15 protein-coding genes are annotated in these 17773 nt (G+C 71.2%); 8 read left to right on the plus strand and 7 right to left on the minus strand.

Annotated features, from left to right (window positions below; all coding sequences use genetic code 11):
• Positions 1-47: 47 nt before the first annotated feature.
• The 3 genes from ABTX60_RS01195 to hemE form a co-directional block, all read right to left on the minus strand.
• The gene (locus ABTX60_RS01195; protein WP_352094989.1) at positions 48-380 is read right to left on the minus strand and encodes a hypothetical protein; all 333 of its coding nucleotides are present in this window, start codon (positions 378-380) and stop codon (positions 48-50) included.
• A 128-nt stretch (positions 381-508) separates the two neighbouring features.
• Positions 509-925 (minus strand): hypothetical protein, encoded by a 417-nt coding sequence (locus tag ABTX60_RS01200; protein WP_352094990.1) that lies wholly within the window; start codon positions 923-925, stop codon positions 509-511.
• 454 nt (positions 926-1379) lie between these two features.
• Positions 1380-2447 carry a uroporphyrinogen decarboxylase gene (gene hemE / locus ABTX60_RS01205; protein WP_352094991.1) on the minus strand — a complete coding sequence of 356 codons (1068 nt, stop codon included), beginning with the start codon at positions 2445-2447 and terminating at the stop codon, positions 1380-1382.
• Between the two features lie 102 nt (positions 2448-2549).
• Between hemE and ABTX60_RS01210 the strand changes: the two genes are divergently transcribed.
• The 3 genes from ABTX60_RS01210 to ABTX60_RS01220 all read left to right on the plus strand — a co-directional run bounded on the left by ABTX60_RS01210 (position 2550) and on the right by ABTX60_RS01220 (position 5721).
• Positions 2550-3224: a DUF3000 domain-containing protein gene (locus tag ABTX60_RS01210; protein ID WP_352094992.1), complete on the plus strand. Its 675-nt coding sequence runs from the start codon at positions 2550-2552 to the stop codon at positions 3222-3224.
• A 357-nt stretch (positions 3225-3581) separates the two neighbouring features.
• The gene (locus tag ABTX60_RS01215; protein WP_097221493.1) at positions 3582-4244 is read left to right on the plus strand and encodes a response regulator transcription factor; all 663 of its coding nucleotides are present in this window, start codon (positions 3582-3584) and stop codon (positions 4242-4244) included.
• A 187-nt stretch (positions 4245-4431) separates the two neighbouring features.
• Positions 4432-5721 (plus strand): ribonuclease D, encoded by a 1290-nt coding sequence (locus tag ABTX60_RS01220; RefSeq protein WP_352094993.1) that lies wholly within the window; start codon positions 4432-4434, stop codon positions 5719-5721.
• Between the two features lie 84 nt (positions 5722-5805).
• Here ABTX60_RS01220 and ABTX60_RS01225 read toward each other — a convergent pair whose 3' ends face one another.
• From ABTX60_RS01225 to ABTX60_RS01235, 3 genes are read right to left on the minus strand one after another with little or no spacing between them, the layout of a single operon-like run.
• The gene (locus ABTX60_RS01225) at positions 5806-6636 is read right to left on the minus strand and encodes a carbohydrate ABC transporter permease (RefSeq protein WP_352094994.1); all 831 of its coding nucleotides are present in this window, start codon (positions 6634-6636) and stop codon (positions 5806-5808) included.
• Positions 6633-7583 (minus strand): carbohydrate ABC transporter permease, encoded by a 951-nt coding sequence (locus ABTX60_RS01230; RefSeq protein WP_352094995.1) that lies wholly within the window; start codon positions 7581-7583, stop codon positions 6633-6635. Before ABTX60_RS01230 ends, ABTX60_RS01225 begins: the two co-directional genes overlap by 4 nt.
• The gene (locus ABTX60_RS01235; protein ID WP_352094996.1) at positions 7583-8896 is read right to left on the minus strand and encodes an ABC transporter substrate-binding protein; all 1314 of its coding nucleotides are present in this window, start codon (positions 8894-8896) and stop codon (positions 7583-7585) included. Before ABTX60_RS01235 ends, ABTX60_RS01230 begins: the two co-directional genes overlap by 1 nt.
• A 164-nt stretch (positions 8897-9060) precedes the next feature.
• On the opposite strand from ABTX60_RS01235, the gene ABTX60_RS01240 reads away from it, so the two are divergent.
• The 4 genes from ABTX60_RS01240 to ABTX60_RS01255 all read left to right on the plus strand — a co-directional run bounded on the left by ABTX60_RS01240 (position 9061) and on the right by ABTX60_RS01255 (position 16051).
• Positions 9061-11466, plus strand: coding sequence for a glycoside hydrolase family 2 protein (locus ABTX60_RS01240; protein WP_352094997.1), 2406 nt, complete (start codon positions 9061-9063; stop codon positions 11464-11466).
• On the plus strand, positions 11463-12497 hold the full coding sequence (locus tag ABTX60_RS01245) for a LacI family DNA-binding transcriptional regulator (RefSeq protein ID WP_352094998.1): 1035 nt from the start codon (positions 11463-11465) through the stop codon (positions 12495-12497). Before ABTX60_RS01240 ends, ABTX60_RS01245 begins: the two co-directional genes overlap by 4 nt.
• Positions 12498-12707: 210 nt before the next feature.
• Complete coding sequence (locus ABTX60_RS01250; RefSeq protein WP_030838745.1) at positions 12708-13925, plus strand: thiolase family protein; 1218 nt, start codon at positions 12708-12710, stop codon at positions 13923-13925.
• Positions 13922-16051, plus strand: coding sequence for a 3-hydroxyacyl-CoA dehydrogenase NAD-binding domain-containing protein (locus ABTX60_RS01255; protein WP_352094999.1), 2130 nt, complete (start codon positions 13922-13924; stop codon positions 16049-16051). Before ABTX60_RS01250 ends, ABTX60_RS01255 begins: the two co-directional genes overlap by 4 nt.
• Before the next feature lie 163 nt (positions 16052-16214).
• Here ABTX60_RS01255 and ABTX60_RS01260 read toward each other — a convergent pair whose 3' ends face one another.
• A complete protein-coding gene (locus ABTX60_RS01260) occupies positions 16215-17234 on the minus strand; it encodes a PLL family lectin (protein ID WP_352095000.1) in 1020 nt (339 codons plus the stop codon).
• A 66-nt stretch (positions 17235-17300) separates the two neighbouring features.
• On the opposite strand from ABTX60_RS01260, the gene ABTX60_RS01265 reads away from it, so the two are divergent.
• Positions 17301-17672, plus strand: a complete 372-nt coding sequence (locus ABTX60_RS01265) for a PIN domain-containing protein (RefSeq protein WP_352095001.1) — start codon at positions 17301-17303, stop codon at positions 17670-17672.
• Positions 17673-17773: the final 101 nt, after the last annotated feature.

Genomic DNA, 17773 nt, shown 5'->3' on the forward strand with positions numbered 1-17773 from the left:
CACGGGCCGGCACCCGGCAACGCCCCCGCACCCCTACGGCGAATCCCTTACGCCGTCCCCGCCGTGCCGGTGATCCGGTCGATCGCCTGCCGCGCCTGCTCCGCCGGCGGCCGCGACGGCAAAGAGGACACCGACGCGGCCCCAGCCGTCACCGCCGGCGGCTGCTCCCCCGCCGGCTTCGCGTGCGACGCCACCCGGGTCGAGCGCAACCGGTGGCTCACCGCCTCCTCCAGGGTCACGGGCCGCCGCAACTGGGTCGCCAGCCGCCCCGCCTCCTGGCCGAGGCGGGCCACGTCCTCCCAGGGCAGCCGCACCACCAGCGTCAGCTCCGCCTCACCGTCGGGCAGAGCGTGCATCGCGGGGGTCACTCGGTCGTTCATCGCCTGTTCCTCACGTCGGCCCCGCGACCCGCCTTCCCCGCGCCGCGGGCGGTTGCCGACACATACGCACGCCCCGGCGACTGCGTTCAGCACCGCACCCTTTCGTCCACCGGCACCAGAGTGCGGAATCAGCGGCGGTGCGGGGAGCCTCCCGTGGGCAGCAGCAGGATGTAACGGAGTTCCTGCCGGTATGCCGGGAGCAGGACCTGCGAGGTGACGGTGATCGTCTCGGGGGAGACGTGGGGCAGGCGCAGTTCGTAGCGATGCCCGTGCCGGTGGGCGAGGACCTTCGGACTCCAATCCCACAGCCTGCGGCACTCGGCGTCGTCCAGAACGGTGGCGCACAGCGCGGTGAGATTCTCGTCGTCCCAGGGGAACCAGTGGGCCATGGCCGCGTTGTGGTCGAGGACGTTCCACGCGCCGTCGGTGAGGTAACTGGGGAAGTCGGCCTGCGCCGAAGCGAGTTCCGCCAGCTCCTCCTTGGAGTCCGACGGGCCCTCGCCCGCCGACTGTCCACCTGCATCGCCGAGCGCATCCCTCGCCAACCGGGAGCTGGCGAAGGTCCTCTCGTCCTGGGACTCCTCCCCCGCTCACGTGCACCCCGACGCGCTCGTCGCCCCCTCTTCCCCGAACCGCCGCCCGCGACAGGGGTCCCCTTCCTGCCGAAGGAGCGGCTCCTGTCGCGGGAGGAGAAGACCGCGGCCGCCGACGCCTTCGCCCGCGTGCTGGAGACCTGCGAGTTCACGAGCGGTCCCGCGGTCACCGCCTTCGAGGACGCCGTGGCCGACTACCTGGTGTCGACGCCGTGCCGGTGCTGCTGGCCGTGCCCGCGGCCGGTTGTCTCGCGGCCACCTGGTGGCTGATCCGGGCCACCGGGAACCGTCCGCCGTCGTGAACGGACGAGCCGTCCGGCCGGGTGGCCCACCAGCGCCATGGCGGCATTCGAGGGGCGGCCGGGACGAACCGAGCCCCGACGGTACCGGGCGGGCCCGGGCCGCCTCAGCGCGCGGTCAGCGTGTGCACGTGCTCCACGAGCCTCGTCAGGGCGTCCGGGTCGGTGGACGGCATGACGCCGTGGCCGAGATTGAAGACGTGGCCCTCGAGGTCCTTCGCCGAGTGCAGAACCTCGCGGGTCTTGGCCTCGACGGCCTCGGTCGGGGCGAACAGCACGGTCGGGTCGAGGTTGCCCTGGAGTGCCTTGCCGGGGCCGACCCGGCGGGCGGCCTCGTCCATCGGGACACGCCAGTCGACGCCCACGACGTCCGCGCCGGCCTCGCCCATGAGGCCCAGCAGCTCGCCGGTGCCGACACCGAAGTGGATGCGCGGCACGCCGTAGCCGGCGACGGCCTCGAAGACCTTCGCCGAGGCCGGCAGCACCGAGCGGCGGTAGTCGACGGGGGCCAGCGCACCGGCCCAGGAGTCGAACAGCTGGACCGCCGAGGCGCCCGCCTGGATCTGCACCCTGAGGAACGCGGCGGTGATGTCCGCGAGGCGGTCGAGCAGGTCGCTCCACAGCTCGGGGTCGCCGTACATCATGGCCTTGGCGTTCTCGTACGTGCGGGACGGACCGCCCTCGACGAGGTAGCTGGCGAGGGTGAAGGGGGCGCCGGCGAAGCCGATGAGGGGCGTGGCGCCGAGCTCGCGGGTGAGCAGGCCGATGGCCTCCGTGACGTAGGCGACGTCCTCGGGAGTCAGGTCGCGCAGCTGCGCCAGGTCCTCGCGGGTGCGGATCGGGCGCTCGACGACCGGGCCGACGCCGGGCTTGATGTCGAGGTCGATGCCGATGGCCTTGAGCGGGACGACGATGTCGCTGAAGTAGATCGCCGCGTCCACGCCGTGCCGGCGCACCGGCTGGAGCGTGATCTCGGTGACCAGGTCGGGCCGCATGCAGGACTCGAGCATCGGGATGCCCTCGCGCACCTTGCGGTACTCAGGCAGTGAGCGCCCGGCCTGCCGCATGAACCACACCGGCGTGTGCGGCACGGGCTCGCGCCGGCAGGCCTTGAGGAAGGCGGAGTCGTATGCGGCGGACGGCTGCTGGCCCCGAGGGGCGTCGTTGGCACTCACGGGGCCAAGTTTCGCACGCCGCCGAACGGCGTGATTCAGCCCCTGGAGAGGCGCGGGGTGTCTAGCCCCGCACCCGGGCTCCGGTCCCCGTAATCTTCCCGCATGGCTGCGGCTCAGGGACGACTGTCGGACGGCGCTGGCGGAATGGACGAAGCGAAGGACACCGAGAACGACCGGCGGGAGGCGGACTCCGCCCCGCCGCCCTTCCGGGCCGCCGTCGACGCGCTCAAGGCGGCGCGGCTGCGGCCCCAGATCGAGGTCGAGGCGACGCCCCCGCCCCGGCGGCTCGCTCCTCACAGCTACGCGCTGGAGGCCGCGGTAGTCGACGGCGACCAGGATCTGGCCGACGGCCGGCTGGTGCTGCTGCACGACCCGGCCGGGCACGACGCCTGGCGGGGCACGTTCCGGCTGGTGACGCTGGTGCGCGCGGAGCTGGAGCCGGAGATGGCGGCGGACCCGCTGCTGCCGGAGGTGTGCTGGTCCTGGCTGACCGGCGCGCTCCAGGCGCGCGGGCTGACCTACGGGGAGCCGAGCGGCACGGTCACGCGCGCGAGCTCCCACTACTTCGGCGGGCTCTCCGCGCGCCCGGCCGCCTCGCAGATCGAGATCCGCGCGTCGTGGACGCCGCGCGAGGGCCTGGGCGGCGTCCCGGACACGGCCGCGCACCTGGCGGCCTGGTGCGATCTGCTCGCCCAGATCGCGGGCCTGCCCCCGGCCGTTCCCGGTGACGCGTCGGTGGTGACGCTGCCCCAGCGGCGAGGCCCGCAGTCCCGCTGACCGCCCCCCTGATCAGCCCTTGATCGCCCCCTGATCAACCCCTGACCGCCCCGCACTGATCGACCTTGTGCGGGGCGGTCAACCATGTCCGGTCGACGATCACACCTGAGTACCCCTCTTGGCCGAATCACTTTGTCGATACGGCCACTTTCGACCGCGTATCGACGCAGACCGAAACCGTTCGACCTTCGAGTGATCGACCGCGTGTCCGAATTGCACGGATTGTTATCACCGATTCGTGATCATTCTCTAAAGGCGGACGGGTTCGGTGCCGAAGACGACTGTGACCTTGAAAGCACGGTTCGTCCCGGCTTCACCCCCCACGAGCCGGCCCCGTCCCGCACCCCAGGAGGCCTGGTGTCCGTTCTCCTCGAGCAGCCCGCAAGCCTGGTCGCCTACCGCCCGAACAAGCCGACCGCCATGGTGGTCGTGGCCGACCCGCGCGTCCGCTCCACCGTCACCCGCCACCTGTGGGCGCTCGGTGTGCGCGACGTCATCGAGGCCTCGTCCATCGCGGAGGCTCGTCCCCGCATCGGCAACCCCCGCGACATCTGTGTCGCAGACGTCCACCTGCCCGACGGCTCCGGCCTCACGCTGCTGTCGGAGACCCGCGCCGCCGGCTGGCCCAACGGGCTCGCCCTCTCCGCCGCCGACGACATCGGTGCCGTGCGCAACGCACTGGCCGGCGGCGTGAAGGGTTACGTCGTCACCGGCACTCGTACCAACGTCGGGCTCCCCACCCGGCCGGGCGCCGCCCCCATCGGCGCCGCAGCCGCGCGACTGCACCGCCGCCCCCCGGGTTCCCCGAGCCACCCGGGCGGCTACCGCGAACTGTCCGGCCGCGAGGTCGAGGTGCTGAGGCTGGTCGCGGAGGGCCAGTCGAACAAGGCGATCGGCGTCTCGATGGGCCTGTCGGCCCTGACCGTCAAGAGCCACCTCGCCCGTATCGCGCGCAAGCTCGGCACGGGCGACCGCGCCGGCATGGTCGCGGTGGCGCTGCGGACCGGGATCATCCACTGACCCGTTCCGCCGTGACCCCTCGTGATCACCCCCTCACGTGACACGGGACCGGCCGTCGGCCCCGGCCACGTCACTCACGGTTCGTGAACCCGCCGCTTCCCCGACATGACTGGTTTGCGACCCTCGAGCGCCCGCCGCCGGAACGTTCCGTCGGCGGGCGCTGTCCACACATGGATACCCTTGACATGTGACCGACGCCCACGACACCGCAGCAGACAGCTCACTGCGAACCACCGGAGGCGCCCCTCCGGACGACGGCGGATCTTCTGCTACGGAGGCGCCGATCCCTCTGCTGGAGCCGCGTGAGGGCATTCCGCCCGTCATCGCGGACGAGACCGCCCTGGCCCGGATGGTCGCCGCCTTCGAGGCGGGGTCCGGGCCCGTCGCCGTCGACGCCGAGCGCGCGTCCGGCTACCGCTACGGGCAGCGCGCCTACCTCGTGCAGCTGCGCCGCGCGGGAGCCGGAACGGCCCTGATCGATCCCGTCGCCTGCCCCGACCTGTCCGCCCTCGGCGACGCCCTGTCCGGCGTCGAGTGGGTGCTGCACGCCGCCACCCAGGACCTGCCCTGCCTGCGCGAGATAGGCATGGTGCCGACGCGGCTGTTCGACACGGAGCTGGCCGGGCGGCTCGCCGGGTTCCCCCGGGTCGGCCTCGGCGCGATGGTCGAGAGCGTGCTGGGCTTCGTCCTGGAGAAGGGACACTCCGCCGTCGACTGGTCGACCCGGCCCCTGCCCGAGCCCTGGCTGCGCTACGCGGCGCTGGACGTCGAACTGCTCGTGGACCTGCGCGACGCGCTGGAGAAGGAGCTGGACCGGCAGGGCAAGCTGGAGTGGGCCCGTCAGGAGTTCGACGCGATCGCCTCGGCTCCGCCGCCCGAGCCCCGCAAGGACCCGTGGCGTCGTACGTCCGGCATGCACAAGGTGCGCCGACGGCGGCAGCTGGCCGTCGTACGGGAGCTGTGGCAGGCCAGGGACCGGATCGCGCAGCGGCGGGACGTGTCGCCGGGCAAGGTGCTGGGGGACGCTGCCATCGTCGAGGCCGCGCTGGCGGTTCCGGCCAATGTGCACGCGCTGGCCGCGTTGAACGGTTTCGGCCACCGGGTGGGCAAGCGGCAGCTGGAGCAGTGGCAGGCGGCCGTGGACCGGGCCAAGGCGCTGAGCGAGGCGCAGCTGCCGCAGCCGGGGCAGCCGGTGACCGGCCCTCCGCCGCCGCGTGCCTGGGCCGACAAGGACCCCGCGGCCGCGGCGCGGTTGTCCGCGGCCCGGGCCGGGGTGTCGGCGCTGGCCGAGCAGCTGAACATGCCGCAGGAGAACCTGATCACGCCGGACACGGTGCGGCGGGTGTGCTGGGAGCCTCCGGCGGTGGTCGGCGCCGAGTCGGTGGCCGCCGCCCTGGCCGGGTACGGTGCGCGGCCGTGGCAGGTGGAGCAGGTGACGCCGGTTCTCGTGGAGGCGCTGTCCGTCAAGGAGGCCTAGCCGCCGTCGGGTCTCTCGTCGAACGGCGGCTGCGGGCGGTCTTCGGCTTGTCGCGCGGTTCCCCGCGCCCCCAAACAGGGACGCCTACTTCGTGGCGCCTTGCGTGAAACCGTTGTAGATGAACCGCTGAAGGAACAGGAAGACGACCAGGGTCGGGACGATCACGAGGATCGCGCCCGCCGAGATCGTCTCCCAGTGGGCGCCGAAGGGGCCCTTGAAGCGGAACAGCGACGTCGAGATCACGCCAAGATCTTCGGAGGGCATGTAGAGGAAGGGGATGTAGAAGTCGTTGTAGACGGTGATCCCCTTCACGATCACGACCGTCGCGATCGCCGGTTTCAGCAGCGGGAAGATGATCTTGCGGTAGACCGTGAAGGCGTTGGCGCCGTCCAGGCGGGCGGACTCGTCCAGTGAGACCGGGATGGACCGGACGAACTGCAGGAAGATGTAGATCGAGACGATGTCCGTGCCCATGTAGAGGGCGATCGGCGCCCACAGGCTGTCGAACATGCCGAAGCTGTTGACGATCTGGAAGGTGGCCACCTGCGTGGTCACGCCGGGGACCAGCGCGGCGACCAGGAACAGGGCCAGGACCGCCTTGCGGAAGCGGAACCGGAAGCGGTCGATGGCGTAGGCCGTCATCGAGCCGATGAGGACCGTGCCGCCGATGGCGACGACCAGGATGATCGCCGTGTTGCCGAAGGCCGAGAGCATCCGGCCGTCCTGGAACGCCGTCACGTAGTTGTGGAAGTTGAACGGGTCGTCGGGCAGCGCGAGCGCCCCGCTGCCGTCGGCCATCTCCCGCTCGGACTTGAGGGAGGTCAGGAACACCGCGGCCAGCGGGAGCAGGACCACCGCGGTCGCGGCGATCAGCGACAGGTACACGAGGACGCGGGTCACCGCGCGGCGGGTCATACGAGGTCCACCTTGTCGTCGGGGGCGAGGCGCCGCTGCACCCAGGTCACCGCCAGGACGATCAGCAACAGCACGACCGCGGCCGCCGAGGCGAGGCCCGTCTTGTTGAACTGGAACGCCAGTTTCACGGTCTGGATCACGAACGTCTCGGTGCCGGTCGCGCCGCCCGTCATGATGTACGGGATCTCGAAGACCGACAGGGAGCCCGAGATCGACAGGATCACGGTGAGGGACAGCACCGGCTTGATGCCCGGCGCGATGATGTACCGGAACTGGTGCCAGCGGTTCGCGCCGTCCAGCTCGGCCGCCTCGTACAGCTCCCCGGGAATCGACTGGATCGCGCCGAGGAAGAGGACGAAGTTCAGGCCCAGGTAGCGCCAGACGGAGACGCCGGCCAGGGAGGTGTTCGCCGACTCCGGGGTGCCGAGCCAGGCCCGGTCCGTCTCGACGCCGAACAGGCTCAGCACCGAGTCGAGGGTGCCGCCGTCCTGGAAGAAGTAGAGGAAGACGAACCCGATCGCCACCCCGTTGATCAGGTACGGGAAGAAGAGCACGCCCTTGAAGAAGTTCCGGAAGCGGACGTCGAAGCTGAGGATCGTGGCGAAGTAGAGCGCGGCGACGATCTGGACGACGGAGGCCGCCAGGTAGTAGCCGCTGACCCAGAAGACCTCGAACAGCTCGGCGCGGGTGAAGAGTTCGGTGTAGTTCTCGGCGCCCGTGTAGTGCAGTTCGGGGCTCACTCCGTCCCAGTCGGTGAAGCTGTACGCGACCATGTTGGCGATCGGCGCGTAGGTGAAGACGACCAGGAGAGTGAGCGGGGCGAGCAGGAAGAGCCAGGGGGTGGTCCCGCGCCACAGGCGTGCCGGGCGCGGGGCGGGAGCCGGGGCGGGGGCGGCGGTCGCCTTCGCGGCGGCCTCGACGGCCGCCGTCTCGGTGGCGCCCGTCATCAGGACCCCAGTGACTTCTGCGTCTCGGTCCACTTCTCGCCGAGGCCGTCCAGGAAGTCGTCCGGGTCGCCCTTCCTGGCGCCGCGGGCCAGGTCGACGAGTTCCTGGCGGTAGTCGGGCTTGTTGATGCCGACCTCGGACTGGTTGTCGATGCTCTTCACCTCGGCGCCCTTGCTGTCGTCGAGTTCGAGGAGCTTGACGCCCGCCTCCTCGTACGGCTTCAGCACACCGGGCAGCGGGGCGTCCTTGAGCGGGGACAGCGCCAGGTTGTCCTGCGCGTAGCCGGACTTCTCGGTGAACCAGTCCAGCCAGGCGCGGGCGGCCTCCTTGTGCGAGGAGTTGACGTTGACGGCCTGGTTGTAGTCGGGCGACGTCACCGCGCAGAACCTGCCGTCCTTCTGGGCGGGGAAGGGCATGAACCCGATGTCGTCCGGTTCGGCGCCGGCCTGCTTCGCCGCGCCCTGCATCTGGATGACCGCCCAGGAGCCGAGCCACATGGTGGCGATCTCGCCCTTGGCCAGCTTGGGCTTGGACGCCTCCCAGTTGGTGGTCGTCGGGTCCTTCTCGACGAGCCCCTCGTGCACGATGTCGTAAAGCAGGGTGTCCGCCACGCGCAGGTCGGCTCCCTCGGCCCAGGGGTTGCCCTCGGCGAGCCTGGTGGTGGCCTGCTCGTCACAGCCGACCGAGCCGTTGACGCCCGTCCACTGGCTGAGCGGCCACTTGTCCTTGAAGTTCGTGTAGTAGGGGATCGCGTCGGTCTTCGACTTGATCGCCTTGAGGCCGGCGATGAACTCGGCCGGTGTCGTGGGCCATTCGGTGACCCCGGCCTGGCTCCACACCTTCTTGTTGTAGATGAACCCCGGAAGGGCGCCGAGCGGGCTCTGGCCGTAGACCTTGCCGTCGACCGTCGTGAAGTCGGTGAAGCGGTACTTCTTGCTCCGCTCCGCCTGGCTGCCCAGCGAGGCGAAGAACCTGGGGTAGTCCTTCTTCTCGATCACCGAGGGAATCATCAGGACGTCGCCGTAATTCTCCGTGTTCATACGGATCTTGACTTCGCCCTCGTAGTCGGTGATGCCGTCGAACTCGACCTTCACCTTGGGGTACGTCTTGTTGAACTCGGCGGCGTACTTCTTCATCGTCCCGTCCTGCACGAGGTCGGTGCGGTGGGTGAGGACGGTGATGGTTCCGCTGACCTTCGCGGGATCGTCGGGCGCCTCGGCGTCGGCGCCCTTCGAGGAGCCTCCGGTGCCGGTGCAGCCGGAGGCCAGCAGGGCGGCGCCCGCGGCGAGGGCGAGGAGGGTACGGCGGTTCATGTGCATCAGCTCCGTTCGCTGAGGGGAACTCGGGACGGACGAGCACGTGCGGTATGGCTGGTTCGGAACTCTGACAGCGCTTACTCAACCGGTAAAGTCCCAATCCCGCCAACGATGCGAAAACCGACACACGACTCTTCACTGGACCGGTTAAGGGAGTGCGCATGCTGGAGGCCACACCGCTCGGCGACGGATGGATCCTGCGGCACGACTCGGACAGGCTGCCCGCCACCGTGCCGGGGTGCGTGCACACCGACCTGATGACGGCCGGGGTGATCCCGGATCCGTTCCTCGGCCGGAACGAGACCGAGGTTGCCTGGGTGGGGCGCCGCGACTGGACCTACGAGCGGGAGCTCGGGGACTCGTCCGCGCAGGAGCAGACCGACCTGGTCTTCGACGGGCTCGACACCGTCGCCGAGATCTCCCTGGACGGGCGGCTGCTGGGGAGGGTGCGCAACATGCACCGCTCGTACCGGTTCGACGTGACGGGCCTGTCCGGACGGCTGTCCGTGCGGTTCGTCTCGGCGTACGCGGAGGCGGAGGCCGTACGCGGCCGGCTGGGCGAGCGGCCGGCCGCCTACACGGAGCCCTACCAGTACCTGCGCAAGATGGCCTGCTCCTTCGGCTGGGACTGGGGGCCCACCCTGGTGACCGCCGGGATCTGGCGGCCGGTGCGCCTGGAGCGGTGGTCGACGGCCCGGATCGCCCGGGTGCGCCCCCTGGTGACCGTCGAGGAGGGCGCCGGGGTCGTCGAGCTGGCCGTGGACGTCGAGCGGACCCGGGTCGAGGCACCGCTCGCCGTGGAGGCGACCGTCGCCGGGGTGCGGGCGCGGGCCGAGATCGAGGGGGCGGGCGGGGTCGTACGGCTGCGCGTCCCGGACGCGGAGCTGTGGTGGCCGCGCGGGTACGGCGAACAGCCTCTCTACGACGTCGAGTTGACGCTGCTGCACGGTGAGGACGCCCTGGACGTGTGGCGGCGGCGGGTCGGCTTCAGGACGGTGGAGCTGGACCAGGGGCCCGACGCGCACGGCACCGGCTTCACCCTTGTCGTCAACGGCGAGCGGCTCTTCGCGCGGGGCGTCAACTGGATCCCCGACGACGTCTTCCCGTCCCGGATCACCCGCGAGCGCTACCGGGAGCGCCTGGAGCAGGCGGCCGGGGCGGGCGTGGATCTCGTACGGATCTGGGGCGGCGGGATCTACGAGAGCGAGGACTTCTACGACGCTTGCGACGAGCTCGGGCTGCTGGTCTGGCAGGACTTCCCGTTCGCCTGCGCGGCCTACCCGGAGGAGCAGCCGCTGCGCGGCGAGGTGGAGGCCGAGGCGCGGGAGAACGTCGTACGGCTGATGCCGCACCCCTCGCTCGTGCTGTGGAACGGCAACAACGAGAACCTGTGGGGCTTCAGGGACTGGGAGTGGGAGCCGCGGCTGGCCGGGGACTCCTGGGGCGAGGGGTACTACCTGGGCCTGCTGCCTCGTGTGGTGGCCGAGCTGGACCCGACCCGGCCCTACACGGCGGGCAGCCCCTGGTCGGGGTCGTGGGACCACCATCCGAACGACCCTGCCCACGGCACCCACCACTCGTGGGAGGTGTGGAACCGGGAGGACTACGCGGACTACCGGTTGAGCGTGCCGCGCTTCGTCGCCGAGTTCGGCTGGCAGGCCCCGCCCGCGTACAGCACGCTGCGAGGGGCCCTGCCCGGGGAGGAGCTCGCGCCGGACTCCCCCGGCATGCTGCACCACCAGAAGGCCGACGACGGCAACGGCAAGCTGGAGCGGGGGCTCGAGCGGCATTTCGCCGTACCGGAGGGCGACTTCGACCGGTGGCACTACCTGATGCAGCTCAACCAGGCGCGGGCGATCGCGGCCGGGATCGAGCACTGGCGTGCGCACTGGCCGGTGTGCGCGGGCACGATCGTCTGGCAGCTCAACGACTGCTGGCCGGTGACGTCCTGGGCGGCGATCGACGGGGACGGCCGGGAGAAGCCGCTGTACCACGAGCTGAGGCGGCTGTACGCGGACCGCCTGCTGACGATCCTGGCGGGGGACGGCGGGTATGAGCTGGCCGCCGTGAACCAGGCGGCCGGGGACTGGACGGGGGCGCTCACCCTGCGCCGGATGTCCGTGGCGGGAGAGGTGCTGGGGCAGGCGGGTGTGAAGTTCACGGCAGGGGCCCGGGCCGTGGCCCGGGTCGAGGTGCCGCGCGAGCTGACGCCCGCCGGGCCGAAGGAGTTCCTGGTCGCCGACGTGTGGGGGTCCCCCCGCTCGAGCGAAGCCGAGAGTGGGGGAGGGCTGCGGGCGGTGCACTTCCCGCTGCCGGACCGTGACGTCGCCTACCCGCGGCCCGAGTTCGATGTCGCGCTCGCGCCGGGCGGCATCACCGTGACCGCCCGCACCCTGGTCCGGGACCTGCTGCTCCAGGCGGACCGGCTGGCGCCGGGGGCGCGGGCCGACCGGGGGCTGGTCACCCTGCTGCCGGGCGAAGAGGTGACCATCGGGGTGCGCGGCTGGAAGACTCCGGACGCGGAGACCGCCCGTTCGGCCCTGTACTGCGTGGAGCCCACCCGATGACGGCAACGCCGACCCCTCGCGTCACCATCAAGGACGTCGCCGCGCGCGCCGGCGTCTCGAAGGGTGCCGTGTCCCTCGCCTTCAACCACAAGCCCGGGCTCTCGGAGGCCACCCGGGACCGGATCTTCCGGGCGGCGCGCGAACTGGGCTGGGCGCCGAGCCTCACGGCTCGCACCCTGGCCGGATCGCGGGTGGACGTGGTGGGCCTGGCGGTGTGCCGGCCGGCGCGGGTCCTGGGGCTCGAACCCTGGTACATGGAGTTCGTCTCCGGTGTGGAGAGCGTGCTGGCCGAGCACTCCAGCTCGCTGCTGCTGAGGCTGGTGCGGAACATGGACGAGGAAGTGGGCGTCCAGGAGGCGTGGTGGCGGGCGCGGCAGATCGGCGGGTCGATTTTCGTCGACTTCCGCGCGGACGATCCGCGGGCGGCCCTGACGCAGCGCCTCGGGATGCCGGCGGTCGCCGTCGGGCATCCGTCGCTCACCGGGGGGCTCACATCGGTGTGGACGGACGATGCCACGGCCGTGACGGAGGCGGTGCGGTATCTGGCCGCCCTCGGACACCGCCGGATCGCCCGGGTGGGCGGGGCCGCGGACCTCGGGCACACGGCGATCCGGACGGCGGCGTTCGACGAGGCGGCGGGCGCGCTGGCGCTGGCCGGGGCGTGGCAGGTCGCGACGGACTTCTCGGGGGACGCGGGGGCGCGGGCGACGCGCTCGCTGCTGACTTCGGCACCGGCCGACCGGCCGACCGCGATCGTGTACGACAACGACATCATGGCGGTGGCGGGGCTGGCGGTGGCGGCGGAGATGGGGCTGCGGGTGCCGGAGGACGTGTCGTTGCTGGCCTGGGACGACTCGCAGCTGTGCCGGCTGACGCATCCGACGCTTTCGGCTATGAGCCATGACGTGCACGGGTTCGGGGCGGAGGTGGCCAGGACGTTGTTCTCGGTGATCACCGGAGGGGAGGGTGGTTCCCATCCTGTGCCTACACCGGTGCTGACGCCTCGGGGCTCCACAGCGCCGCCTCGGTAGCGGCCGTACGAGGGTGCGGGCGGTCGTGGGTTGCTCGCGCAGTTCCCCGCGCCCCTGAAAAGCGGGGCGCCGCGCGACTCGGCGGTGTGACCTTCACCGCTCCGCCTGCCAGGACTGTGCAGCTACGTTACCCATAAGTAGCATGGGCCTGAGCGCGCGCTCAGCGCATCGCAGCAGCAATGCAGATCCTGACCCTGGAGGAGAGCCATCGTGCCTCGTACCGTCAGGGACGTCGTCTTCGTCGACGGCGTCCGCACCCCGTTCGGCAAGGCGGGCCCGAAGGGCATCTACCACGAGACCCGTGCCGACGACCTCGTCGTGAAGGCGATCCGGGAGCTGCTGCGCCGCAACCCCGGACTCGACCCGAAGAAGATCGACGAGGTCGCCATCGCCGCGACCACGCAGATCGGTGACCAGGGCCTGACCATCGGCCGCACCGCCGGCATCCTCGCCGGTCTCCCGCAGTCCGTGCCGGGCTACTCCATCGACCGCATGTGCGCCGGCGCCCTGACCGCCGTCACCTCGGTCGCCGGTTCCGTCGCCTTCGGCGCCTACGACATCGCCATCGCGGGCGGTGTCGAGCACATGGGCCGCCACCCGATGGGCGAGGGCGTGGACCCGAACCCGCGGTTCGTCTCCGAGAAGCTGGTCGACGAGTCGGCCCTCTTCATGGGCATGACCGCGGAGAACCTCCACGACCGCTACCCGCAGATCACCAAGCAGCGCGCCGACGAGTACGCGGTGCGCTCCCAGGAGAAGGCCGCCAAGGCGTACGCCAACGGCAAGATCCAGGCCGACCTGGTGCCGGTCTCGGTACGCCGCACCTCCCCCGAGGCCGGTGAGACGGGCTGGGGCCTGGTCACCGCCGACGAGCCGATGCGCCCGGGCACCACCCTGGAGAACCTCTCCGGGCTGAAGACCCCGTTCCGTGTGCACGGCCGGGTCACCGCCGGTAACGCGGCCGGTCTGAACGACGGCGCCACCGCCTCGCTCATCGCCTCCGAGGACTTCGCGCGCGAGCACGACCTCCCCGTGAAGATGCGCCTGGTCTCCTACTCCTTCGCGGGCGTGGAGCCGGAGGTCATGGGCTACGGCCCGATCCCGGCGACGGAGAAGGCGCTGGCCCAGGCCGGCCTGTCGATCTCCGACATCGGCCTGTTCGAGATCAACGAGGCCTTCGCCGTCCAGGTCCTGGCCTTCCTGGACCACTACGGCATCGCCGACGACGACGAGCGCGTCAACCAGTACGGCGGCGCCATCGCGTTCGGCCACCCGCTGGCCTCCTCCGGCGTCCGCCTGATGACGCAGCTGGCCCGCCAGTTCGAGGAGCAGCCGCACGTCCGCTACGGCCTGACCACCATGTGCGTCGGCTTCGGCATGGGCGCGACGGTCATCTGGGAGAACCCGCACTTCGAGGGGGACAAGTGAGCACCACCGCCGAGCTTCTCAAGCAGGCTTCCGAGCTGTTCCCGGACGAGGTCGTCACGAGTGCGCACGTACGCCACTTCGACCTCCCCCTGGGTGCCGGGCGCTTCGCGCTGATCACCCTGGACAACGGCCACGACCACACCAAGCCGACCACCTTCGGCCCGGCCTCGCTGGCGAATCTGAACACCGCCATCGACCAGGTCGAGAAGGAGGCGGCGGACGGCGAGATCATCGGCGTCGGCATCACCGGCAAGCCGTTCATCTTCGCGGTCGGCGCCGACCTCAAGGGCGTGGAGATCCTCAAGGAGTACGAGCACGCGCTCGCCATCGGCAAGGGCGGCCACGAGGTCTTCAAGCGGCTGTCGAAGCTGGCCGTGCCGACCTTCGCGTACTACAACGGCGCCGCGATGGGCGGCGGTGTCGAGGTCGGTCTGCACTGCACCTACCGCACCGTCTCCGCGGCCCTGCCGGCGTTCTCGCTGCCCGAGGTCTTCCTCGGCTTGGTGCCCGGCTGGGGCGGCTGCACGCTGCTGCCGAACCTGATCGGCCCCGAGAAGGCCGTATCGGTGATCATCGAGAACAGCCTCAACCAGAACAAGCAGCTCAAGGGCAAGCAGGTCTACGAGCTCGGGATCGCCGACGCGATCTTCGAGGGCGCGGACTTCCTTGAGCAGTCGCTGATCTGGACCGCCGCCGTCCTCAAGGGCGAGCTGGAGATCGAGCGCCCGGTGATCGACCGCGGCGAGGGCTGGGACCAGGCCGTCGCCAAGGGCCGTTTCATCGCGGACTCCAAGGTGCACGGCGCGGCCCCGGCCGCCTACCGCGCCCTGGACATCATCGCCGCCGCCAAGAACGGCGACCTCCAGCAGGGCTACGACGCCGAGGACAAGGCCCTCGCCGACCTCATCATGGGCGGCGAACTGCGCTCCGGCATCTACGCCTTCAACCTGGTGCAGAAGCGCGGCAAGCGCCCCGCCGGTGCCCCGGACAAGAACCTGGCCCGCCCGGTCACCAAGGTCGGTGTCGTCGGCGCCGGTCTGATGGCCAGCCAGCTCGCGCTGCTGTTCCTGCGCCGCCTCGAGGTGCCGGTCGTGCTGACCGACATCGACCAGGAGCGTGTCGACAAGGGTGTGGGCTACGTCCACGCCGAGATCGACAAGCTGCTCGGCAAGGGCCGCATCAACCAGGACAAGGCCAACCGCCTCAAGGCGCTGGTGTCCGGTGTGCTGGACAAGGCCGAGGGCTTCTCGGACGCCGACTTCATCATCGAGGCGGTCTTCGAGGAGATCGGCGTCAAGCAGCAGGTGTTCGCGGAGGTCGAGGCGGTCGCCCCGGCGCACGCGATCTTCGCCACCAACACCTCCTCGCTGTCGGTCTCCGAGATGGCGTCGAAGCTCAAGAACCCCGAGCGGGTCGTGGGCTTCCACTTCTTCAACCCGGTGGCGGTGCTCCCGCTCCTGGAGATCGTCCGCGGCGAGAAGACCGACGACGCCTCCCTGGCCACGGCCTTCGCCGTCGCCAAGAAGCTGAAGAAGACCGCGGTCCTCACCAAGGACGCCCCGGCGTTCGTCGTGAACCGCATCCTGACCCGCTTCATGGGCGAGATCCAGAACATCATCGACGAGGGCACCCCCGTCGAGGTCGCCGAGAAGGGCGTCGAGCCGCTCGGTCTGCCGATGTCGCCGCTCGTCCTGCTGGAGCTGGTCGGCCCCGCGATCGGTCTGCACGTCTCGGAGACCCTCAACCGGGCCTTCCCGGACCGCTTCACGGTCTCCCCGAACCTCGCGGCCGTCGTCAAGGCCGGCAAGCGCGGCTTCTACGTCTACGACTCCGGCAAGCCGGAGCTGGACCCCGAGGTCGCCGCGCTGCTGAAGCAGGGCGACACCGTCCTGACGGAGGAGCAGGTCCGCGACCGCGTGCTCGACGCGGTGGCGCAGGAGATCGGCATCATGCTCGACGAGGGCGTCGTCGCCGAGGCGCAGGACATCGACCTGTGCCTCATCACGGGCGCCGGCTGGCCCTTCCACCTGGGCGGCATCACGCCGTACCTGGACCGCGAGGGTGTCTCCGAGCGCGTGAACGGCAAGCGGTTCCTGGCGCAGGGCGTCGCGAGCGTTCCGGCGTAACGCGTTACCCCTGAGGGGGGTGGGGCGTACGGTAACAATCCGTGCACCCGCCCCCCTTTCGCAGTCCTGCGGGGCGTCGCCTCGTCGCCGGACACGGCCGACCTGCTTCGAGGCCTTCGACGACACTCAAGAGGAAGTAGCTGGTTCCGCTTCTTGCAAGCGGTCAGATCTCCCGCCAGGCCTCCAGTGCCAGCCCCGGCTCGTCCTTGCGGCGGGTGAGCAGCACGGTCCCCGTCGAGGGCGACAGGGAGGCCGCGACGACCTCCTCGTGCTCGTCGAGCGCCACCGACACGACGGCGTCGGCAGGCAGCCGGGGGCCGGACTCGGTCCACCAGGCGCCGGCCGGCTCCTGCTCGGTCGGATACGCGGCGAAGGCGACCCGGCCGCTCGCCGACCGCTGGGCGAGCACGGTGCAGTCGTATCCCTCGATGACACACCGCACGGCGGAGACGGGCCCCGGGCCGGCGGAGGGCAGCAGGGTCACCGGCTTCGCTCCGGGACGCCAGGCGCACAGGTCGCCGGAGTCGTCGGTGAAGAAGAGGGTGGTGTGCTCGGCGGACGTGGCGAGCGCGCGCAGGGTGCCCGGACGGACGGGAGCGTCGACGCCCTCGGTCCGCACCGGCTTCTTGCCGTCCGACTCCTGCCGCCAGCGCAGAATCCCGCCGGGTACGGCGGCGTACAGCTCGACCAGCCCCGACTCGCCGGTGACCGCGGCCAACTCCCCCTCGACGTCATGCCCTTCGAGGTCCAGCCAGCCTCCCCAGCCGCCCTTCACCTTCTGGTTGCGCAGGCTGACTCCGCCTTTCGCGTTACGGACGAAGACATAACCGCGCCCCGCCCCGTCCACGGTCACGGCGGGCGGCCCCGTACGGTCACCGTTCTTGTCCGGGTGGCCGATGGGAGTCCAGTCCAGGGGCGCGAGGTGGGGGCGGAAATGCGTGGAGTGCACGAGCCCGGACTCCCCCGGCGCGGTGGGCCGCCAGGCCGCCAGGTGCGCGTAGCCGTCGGCGCCTTGTCCGACCGCCGCCCCCGGGTGCAGCTTCTGGGCACCGCCGACGGTTCGCGGGTCCTCCTCCCAGGGGCCTGAGGGGCCGCGCTCCGCCCGGCACAGGACGGCGTCGCCGGAGGGCAGATACACGGTGAGGCGGCCGTCGCGGCCGCGGATGAGCCAGTCGCCGTTCACCAGTTCACTTTATGCGGGTCCGACGGCTCGGCGCGCGGCCCACCCCCGCCGTGCGACCCTGGCCGCATGAACGAGCCTTCGCCTCTCCTCGTCGTGGTCGACGCCGCCAACGTCGTCGGGTCGGTCCCGGACGGGTGGTGGCGGGACCGCCGGGGTGCGGCGGAACGGCTGCGGGACCGGTTGGCCGCGGAGGGGGTTCCTGCCGTGTCCGGCCCGGTGGAGGTCGTCCTGGTGGTGGAGGGGGCCGCGCGGGGGGTGGAGTCCGTGCCCGGGGTGCGGGTGGCGTCTGCGCCGGGCAGTGGGGACGATCACATCGTGGAGGTGGTCGCGTCGGCCGGCGACCGTCCCGTCCTGGTCGTCACGGCGGACCGGGAGCTGCGCAGGAGGGTCGGGGAGCTGGGGGCGGAGGTGGCCGGGCCGCGTTCTGTCCGTTCGTAGGTCCTGGGCGATGTGGCTGGGGCCGGGTGGGTCCGCAGCCCGGCGGAGCGGGGTGCCTCCCACCCGTGCCGCCCCCAGCGACACGACTGCCCGCAGCTAGG

This window comes from Streptomyces sp. NPDC126510 (genome assembly GCF_040302345.1).
Lineage (GTDB): Bacteria > Actinomycetota > Actinomycetes > Streptomycetales > Streptomycetaceae > Streptomyces.